The following is a 7,313-nucleotide window of genomic DNA, read 5'->3' as shown; positions in this document are numbered from 1 at the left end:
CGGACGGCTGACAGCCGTCCGCCCCGACAGGTTTACGGGGCACCCGGCCCCGCGCGCCCTCCCGCACGCCGGGTCCGGGCAGGCCGCTCACCGCACAGCCCCTCACCGTCCGGTGGGCCGTCGACGCCCGCCCGACGCCACCCCAGCCCGCCGCGTCCGGCAAGCCGCCGGCCGCCGCTCTCCCAACCCGAGGAGTCCGCCATGCACGACCCCAGTGAACTGCTCGAAGACGGGCCGGTCGCCGTGAAGCGACTGGCCCGTCGCCGCTACGACCTCGACCTGGCCGCCCTGGAGAAGGCGGTGCGCCGACGGGCCGAGGCCCAGGCCGACGTGACCCGGTCGCGTACGGAGCTGAACCGCGTCTCGCGCACACGCGGGCGCTCGGGACCGCCGTCCGAGGAGGAGAAGGAGGCCGCTCGCGCCCTGCGCGCGGACGTGCAGCAGGCGGAGGCCTCGGCCCGGGCCGCGGGACACGATCTCTCCGAACTGCTGCTCGGCATCCCCAACGTCCCCCTCGACCGGGTGCCGGACGGCGCCACCGAGAAGGAGGCGGTGGAGGTCCGCCGCTGGGGCCCGGTGCGCGACGACAGCGACGCCCCGCACCACGCCGACATCGGCGAGTCGCTCGGCATACTGGACAGCCCGACGGCGGCCAGGCTCTCGGGCGCCCGTTTCAGCCTCAGCCACGGTGCCGGTGCCCGTCTGGAGCGGGCCCTGACCGACTTCCTCCTCGACCTCCATACCCGCGAGCACGGTTACACCGAGTACTCCGTGCCGTTCCTCGTGAACCGGGAGACCATGACCGGCACCGGTCAGCTCCCCAAGTTCGAGGACGACCTGTTCCGTACCCAGGTGGGCGACCGGGAACTGTTCCTGATCCCCACCGCCGAGGTGCCGCTCACCAACCTGGTGGCCCAGCAGCTCCTGGACGCCCGTGACCTGCCGTACGCCTTCACCGCGCGCACTCCGTGTTTCCGCGCCGAGGCGGGGGCGTACGGGCGTGACACCCGGGGCATCCTGCGCCTGCACCAGTTCGAGAAGGTGGAGCTGGTCCGCGTCTGCGCCCCCGAGGACGCACCGGCACAACTGGAGCTCATGGTGGGACACGCCGAGGAATGTCTGCGCCGCCTCGGACTCTCCCACCGCGTGGTCATGCTGCCCGCCGGCGATCTCGGCTTCTCCGCCCGGATGACGTACGACATCGAGGTGTGGCTGCCGGGCAGCGGCGCCTACCGTGAGATCTCCTCGGTCTCCGACTGCGGCACCTTCCAGGGCCGCCGCGCGAACATCCGTCACCGGCGGGCCGACGGCCGCAAGGGGCCCGCCGCCACCCTCAACGGATCGGCCCTGCCCGTGGGACGCACGGTCGCCGCACTGCTGGAGCAGGGCGTGCAGGAGGACGGCTCCGTCCTTCTCCCCGAGGCCCTCGCCCCGTACACCGGATTCCGCCGCATCCTGCCGGGTGGGACGACCGCGTAGCACACGTACGCCGAGAGGGCGGGTGATCCGGGTCGGCCCCGGATCACCCGCCCTCTCGGCGTACGTGTCACGCCCCCATCATGTGCACCCCGCCGTCGACGTGGACGATCTCGCCGGTCGTGCGCGGGAAGAAGTCCGACAGCAGGGCGACCACACCGCGCGCCGCGGGGTCCGGGTCGACGAGGTCCCAGCCGATCGGCGCCCGGTGCTGCCAGACCTCGGCGAGCTCCCCGAAGCCGGGTATCGACTTGGCGGCCATGGAGCGCAGCGGACCGGCCGCGATCAGGTTGCAGCGGATGCCTCGGCCCCCCATGTCCCGGGCGAGGTAGCGGCTGGTCGACTCGAGGGCGGCCTTGGCGACGCCCATCCAGTCGTACCGCGGCCAGGCGACCGTCGCGTCGAAGGTGAGCCCGACCACCGAGCCGCCGCGTTCCTCCATCAGGGGCAGGCACGCGGTGGTCAGGGACTTCAGGGAGTACGCGGACACCTGCACGGCCGTCGAGACGTCCGCCCAGTCGCCGTCGAGGAAGGAGAAGGCCCCCTGGGGACCGTATGCGATGGAGTGCACGACGCCGTCGAGGCGGTCGGCCCCGTCGGCGGACGCGCTGATCCGCTCTGCGAGCGTGTCCAGCTGCGTTTGGTCGGTGACGTCCAACTCGACCACCGGAACCGGCTTGGGCAACCGGGCCGCGATCCGCTCGATCAGGGAGAGCCGGCCGAAGCCGGTCAGCACCACCTCGGCCCCCTCCTCCTGCGCGATCCGGGCGACGTGGAAGGCGATCGACGCCTCCGTGACGACGCCGGTCACCAGGATGCGCTTGCCGGCGAGGAGTCCGCTCATGACCGCACCGCCTTCTGTGCCAGGGATCCGACCAGCGGGGAGTCGTGGTCGAGGACACCGATACCGCCCGCGCCCCCGGGCGAGCCGAGGGTTTCGAAGAAGTCGGCGTTGGAGCCGCTGTGATCGCCCCACTCGGCGGGGACGTCGTCCTGGAAGTAGATGGCCTCCACGGGGCACACCGGTTCGCAGGCCCCGCAGTCGACGCACTCGTCGGGCTGGATGTAGAGGGCGCGGCGGCCCTCGTAGATGCAGTCCACCGGGCACTCATCGATGCAGGAACGATCCTTCACATCGACACAGGGCAGGGCGATGACGTAGGTCATCGTCAACTCCTTTTCACGGTCGGTTTGTCGAGCGACGCAGGGGCCTGGTCCACCGAGACTCCGGTGGTGCGCTCGCCCAGCGTGAGCACGGTGACGGCCAGTGCGGCCATCGAGGCGGCGATGACCCCGAACAGCGCACCCGGCCCGTACGAGTCGAGAACGGGCAGCAGGATGAACGGCAGTGCGGCGGCGGTGAGTTTGGACAGCGAGTACGCCATGCCGGACGCGGTGGCCCGGATCGCCGTCGGGTACTGCTCGGAGAGGTACACGTGCGACACGCTGGAGAAGACGTTGCTGCACAGCGTGTATCCGAAGCCGAACGCGACGATGAGGAAGGTCGAGTCGGTGAAGGCGAAGCCCATTCCCGCGGCGACCATCGCGCCGGCGGACAGCGCGACGAGAGTCTTACGTTCGATGCGGTCGATGATCGGCAGCGACAGTGCCGAGCCGACGGGGTAGCCGAGGAAGGACAGGGCGGTGAAGCCCAGACCGGCCACGATGTCGTAGCCCTTCGCAGCGAGGATCTGCGGGGCCAGGGTGCCGAAACCGTAGTAACCGACCACGGAGAGCGAGCAGAAGATCCACAGCATCACGGTGCGGCGTCTCAGCCCGCGGGCGAAGATGTCCCGCAGCCTGGTCAGCCCGACGACGGACGTCTCGTGCTCGACCGGCAGCGCCTCGACGGTCCGGCCGGCCGGGATCTGGGCCTCCATCCGGGACACCAACAGGTCGGCCTCCGCGGTACGGCCGTTCGCCGCCAGCCAGCGCGGGGATTCGATCAGCCGTCGGCGCAGCACCCAGACCACGGCCGAGCCGAGCGCGCCGATCACGAACAGCCAGCGCCAGCCGTCCACCCCCAGCGGGGTCAGCGGTACCAGCCACAGGGCCGCGAAGCCGACCGCGGGCACCCCGCAGAAGGCGATCGTGTAGGCCCAGGCGATGAACCGGCCACGCTTGGCCGCGGGCAGGACATCCGCCAGGTAGCAGTCCGACAGGGCTTGTTCGGCCCCGATGCCGATGCCGGCCAGGAAACGGGTCGCGATCAGCCACTCCGCGTTGGGCGAGAACGCGCCGAGGAGGGAGAAGCCGGAGTAGATCGCGAGGTTGATCAGGAAGGCCCGGCGCCGGCCGAGCCGGTCCGCGACCCGGCCGAGCACCAACGAGCCGATGAACTGGCCGATGAAGACGGAGGCCAGGACCAGCTTGAGCGACGTCGCTCCGAACGCGAAGTCGTCCTGGAGCACCTTGGCGATGGTGCCCGACAGACTGTTCTCGAAGGTGTCGAAGAGCAGGCCTATCCCGATGACCGCAGTCAGGCTGCGGTGCATGGGGGTGATCGGCATCCGGTCCAGCCGGACCCCGATCGAGGCGGGAGAGACGACTTCACTCACCGCCGTGGTGGTCTGGGACATACGTGTGGCTCCTATGGTCTTTCGTCCGGATCAGGCCGGGGGCGGGGAGCGCGGCCGGGGCCCCGGCCGCGCTCCCCGGCCGCCGGACACGCGAGGGCCCGGGTGGGAGTCGCCGGATGGCGGTGGCACGGTGCGGGGAACACCGGGACGGCCGGGGCCTGTGGAGGGCGGGAGGTGGAGGACGGGAGGGCGCCGGTCAGGCGGCCCGGTCCGCGTTCCGCCGGATCTGCTCCTCGACGTCACCACGTCGCACCGGTGCGCTGACCTCGTGCAGGAAGGAGGCGACCTCGCGGTACGAGGCCCAGAACCCCACCTCGTGGTAGGGCACACCGCGCTCGGCGCAGTACTCCCGGGTGAGCTCACGCGCGCGCGCCAGGTTCTTCTGCGGCATGGCCGGGAACAGATGGTGCTCGACCTGGTAGTTGAGTCCCCCGTAGAGGAAGTCGATCAGCAGGGACGGGCGGATGTTCCGGGAGGTGAGGACCTGGCGCTCCAGCCAGTCCAGGGTCTCCTCGTCACCGTCGCGGATCGCCATGCCCTTGTGGTTGGGGGCGAAGATCATGCCGAAGTAGACGCCCAGGACCGCCTGCTGGACCAGGACGAAGGCGACCGCGAGGACGGGCGAGAGGACGGTGAACACCAGCGTCAGATAGATGGCCGCCCGCGCGACGAGCAGGAACGTCTCCAGCACGGGCCGCTTGGTCTTGCCCTGGGCGATGGACAGGATGGCCGTCTTCAGCATCTTGAAGGACTCCAGGACCAGCAGCGCGAAGAACAGCACGCTCTGGTAGCGCACCACGAACTTCTGCGTGCCGCGCCGGGTGGGGTACTGCTTGATGTCGAAGATGGCGGTGCGCCGGCCGATGTCCGGGTCCATGTCCAGGTGGTTGGGGTTGCTGTGGTGCCGGTTGTGGTGGTTGACCCACCAGCCGAAGCTGACCCCGTTGACCAGGTTGGCGTGGAAGTAACCGATGGCGGAGGCGGCCTTCTTGCTGCGGAACATGGCCTTGTGGCCCGCGTCGTGCCACATGAAGGCGGACTGGCCGCCGCACAGGCCCATCCACAGCGCCACCGTCAGCTGCCACCACGAGTCGCCGAGTGCGAAGAACGCGGCGAACCCGAGCAGCATGAGCGTGGTGTTCAACGCCAGGCGGCCTATGTAATAGCGCGGATCGAGGTCGAGGAGGCCCTCCGCTCTGACGCGTTTGAGGAGTTCGGCGAACGTGGCCGAAGCGCCGCGCTGCTTGGGAGCGGCGATGGCCTGGGCTTCTTGGACGTGCGGACGCTGCATGCGTTGCTCTCCTTGGGAGACGTGCCCGAAGCGGGCGGCGGCGCCGCTGCCCTGCGGGACGTGGCTGCGCCGGGGGGTCGACAGTGCTTCCGTGGGCAGGGCCGGAAGGTGGGCGCCACCCGCCCGACGGCCAGGACCGCTGGAGCAGTGCGGTGCTCCGGACCGGGCCGCCGGGCGAACGTGTGTCCAGCGTTCCGTGCTCCGCTGATGTGACACTGATATCGGGCTGATCGGGCCCGGCCGCAGGGGAGACGATTCCCTGGGTACCCGGACCTTGTTTCCTCCGCTCAGACCGCGACGGTCCGGGCCTGGCGAAGCCGGACGTCGAGCTCCTGGACGATGTCGTCCGCGGCACGGGCCACGTCCTTGTCGTCGGGGGCTCCGATGATGGCCATGAGCTGCCCGACCATGGCCTGCTGAAGGGCTTCGGTGTCCGTGGCCCCGGTGGCGTCGGTGGTCGTGGTCTCGTCGTTGTCACTCACTGTTCCGGCTCTCCTCGTCGTGTGGTGGCGGCGGTGCGCTGGAGGTGTGTCAGAAGGCCTTGCAGGCTCGGAAGACGTGCGCGAAACCGGCCAGTGACGCGGTAGGCCGGTCGAAGGCGACGTACTCCGGTATGAGTTCGTCAGGGGCCCACTTCTGCTTGTACGAAAGCTGGGTCTGCGCCGGGTAGAGAGCGGCTCCCTCGGCCCAGAGCGCGTGCATCAGCCACTGGAACGCCGGGCTGTGACCGTCGAGTTCATGGCTCGCGTCAAGGCCGGTGAACGGCGTGAAACCGAAGTGCAGCCACCCCACGCCCTCGGCGCGGAAGACCTCGATGGCGTGCGCGTTGATGGCCTCCATCAGCCCCGGAGAGCCTTCGGGCACACGCCGGCTGAGGTCATGCATCCAGCCGGCCCGTTCGCCGTACACGGGTGAGTACGAGATGTACGCCACCGGCACATCCTCGATGGTGCCGGCGAACAGCCGGCGCTGCGCCTGCGGTTCGCCGCCTATCTGGCCCACCAGGAACTCGAGTTGGTGTGCGCCGCCCTTCGAACCGAGCCAGGCCTCGTCGATCGTCGCAATCGCACCTTGCCAGTCCTCTGCGGTGACCTCTTTGATCACGAGGCCGTTGCGGTGCGCTCGGGAGATCTTGTTGCGCAGCTGCATGAAGCGGGTGCCTCGGAGCGAGAACTCCGGAAGCCTCACGGCCCAGGAGGCTCCCACCTGGTTGACGGTGAAGCCGTGCCGGACGTAGTACTCGGCGTCGGCACGCTGGAGTTGCACACCGACGAGCTCCAGCCCCTCGTCCTTCACGTACTGGCGGAAGCCGTCGAGGAGGGTGCCGTAGGCGTCGGGGGCGGCGAAGGGACCACCGAACTGAACCGCGTAACCACCGGTGCGGCGGTAGACGACGACGCCGTCGGTACCGGGGGTGGTGAAGGTGCTGTTTCCGCTGTTGAGCGCCAGGAAGGCACTGGCGTTCTCGCTCTGGGTGTGTGCCCGGATCGCCCCGAGAACCGAGGCGTCCGCAGTAGTTACGGGCATGCCCGTACCCCTTTCGGAAGATGTTTCTTTTGGTGCGAGTAGAGCACCGACGCCACACCGAGGGGAAGACCGGAAATGAATCTGACGACCACGTCAGGAGGATGTCAGCTCCTCATCAGAACCCCCTGCCAATGTTGTTCTCGTGAACGGCACGGGAAACCGGAAGCCGGGAACGAGGAGAGGTGCCCGGAGCGGCTTATCGGGGACCGAAAGAACACCTTTAGGTCGGGCCTAAAAACCCACGCAGGTTCGAATCCTGCCCTCTCCGCGACACGGCCCACACCACCGGCCGACGTCACCACCAGGAGAGGTGCCCGGAGCGGCTCATCGGGGACCGAAAGAACACCTTTAGGTCGGGCCTAAAAACCCACGCAGGTTCGAATCCTGCCCTCTCCGCGACACGGCCCACACCACCGGCCGACGTCACCACCAGGAGAGGT

Annotated in this window: 7 protein-coding genes and 2 tRNA genes; 3 read left to right on the top strand and 6 right to left on the bottom strand. The window is 69.3% G+C overall.

What is annotated here, in order from left to right; all coding sequences use genetic code 11:
* The first annotated feature begins 201 nt into the window (after positions 1-201).
* Entirely contained in the window at positions 202-1,479 is a 1,278-nt protein-coding gene (gene serS / locus ABT001_RS34500; protein ID WP_351285510.1) for a serine--tRNA ligase, read from the top strand.
* A 67-nt stretch (positions 1,480-1,546) separates the two neighbouring features.
* On the opposite strand, the gene fabI is transcribed toward serS, so the two are convergent.
* The 6 genes from fabI to ABT001_RS34470 all read right to left on the bottom strand — a co-directional run bounded on the left by fabI (position 1,547) and on the right by ABT001_RS34470 (position 6,873).
* Positions 1,547-2,320, bottom strand: coding sequence for an enoyl-ACP reductase FabI (fabI, locus tag ABT001_RS34495; protein ID WP_351285509.1), 774 nt, complete (start codon positions 2,318-2,320; stop codon positions 1,547-1,549).
* Positions 2,317-2,643, bottom strand: a complete 327-nt coding sequence (gene fdxA, locus ABT001_RS34490; RefSeq protein ID WP_351285507.1) for a ferredoxin — start codon at positions 2,641-2,643, stop codon at positions 2,317-2,319. Before fdxA ends, fabI begins: the two co-directional genes overlap by 4 nt.
* Before the next feature lie 2 nt (positions 2,644-2,645).
* Complete coding sequence (locus ABT001_RS34485) at positions 2,646-4,055, bottom strand: MFS transporter (RefSeq protein ID WP_351285505.1); 1,410 nt, start codon at positions 4,053-4,055, stop codon at positions 2,646-2,648.
* A gap of 196 nt (positions 4,056-4,251) precedes the next feature.
* The gene (locus ABT001_RS34480; RefSeq protein WP_351285504.1) at positions 4,252-5,346 is read right to left on the bottom strand and encodes a fatty acid desaturase family protein; all 1,095 of its coding nucleotides are present in this window, start codon (positions 5,344-5,346) and stop codon (positions 4,252-4,254) included.
* A gap of 287 nt (positions 5,347-5,633) precedes the next feature.
* Positions 5,634-5,828: a hypothetical protein gene (locus ABT001_RS34475; RefSeq protein ID WP_351285502.1), complete on the bottom strand. Its 195-nt coding sequence runs from the start codon at positions 5,826-5,828 to the stop codon at positions 5,634-5,636.
* Between the two features lie 49 nt (positions 5,829-5,877).
* Positions 5,878-6,873 (bottom strand): DUF2156 domain-containing protein, encoded by a 996-nt coding sequence (locus tag ABT001_RS34470; protein WP_351285501.1) that lies wholly within the window; start codon positions 6,871-6,873, stop codon positions 5,878-5,880.
* Between the two features lie 176 nt (positions 6,874-7,049).
* Between ABT001_RS34470 and ABT001_RS34465 the strand changes: the two genes are divergently transcribed.
* Positions 7,050-7,141, top strand: a tRNA-OTHER gene (locus tag ABT001_RS34465).
* 36 nt (positions 7,142-7,177) lie between these two features.
* Positions 7,178-7,269, top strand: a tRNA-OTHER gene (locus ABT001_RS34460).
* Positions 7,270-7,313 lie beyond the last annotated feature (44 nt).

It is taken from the genome of Streptomyces sp. NPDC002793 (assembly GCF_040295485.1).
GTDB lineage: Bacteria > Actinomycetota > Actinomycetes > Streptomycetales > Streptomycetaceae > Streptomyces.
The sequence above is the reverse complement of the archived record's forward strand: the minus strand, read 5'-3'. Positions and strand labels throughout refer to the sequence as shown.

Coding starts and splice junctions, on each gene's coding strand:
- serS (WP_351285510.1), top strand. CDS start 202: ATGCACGACCCCAGTGAACTGCTCGAAGACGGGCCGGTCGCCGTGAAG.
- fabI (WP_351285509.1), bottom strand. CDS start 2,320: ATGAGCGGACTCCTCGCCGGCAAGCGCATCCTGGTGACCGGCGTCGTC.
- fdxA (WP_351285507.1), bottom strand. CDS start 2,643: ATGACCTACGTCATCGCCCTGCCCTGTGTCGATGTGAAGGATCGTTCC.
- ABT001_RS34485 (WP_351285505.1), bottom strand. CDS start 4,055: ATGTCCCAGACCACCACGGCGGTGAGTGAAGTCGTCTCTCCCGCCTCG.
- ABT001_RS34480 (WP_351285504.1), bottom strand. CDS start 5,346: ATGCAGCGTCCGCACGTCCAAGAAGCCCAGGCCATCGCCGCTCCCAAG.
- ABT001_RS34470 (WP_351285501.1), bottom strand. CDS start 6,873: ATGCCCGTAACTACTGCGGACGCCTCGGTTCTCGGGGCGATCCGGGCA.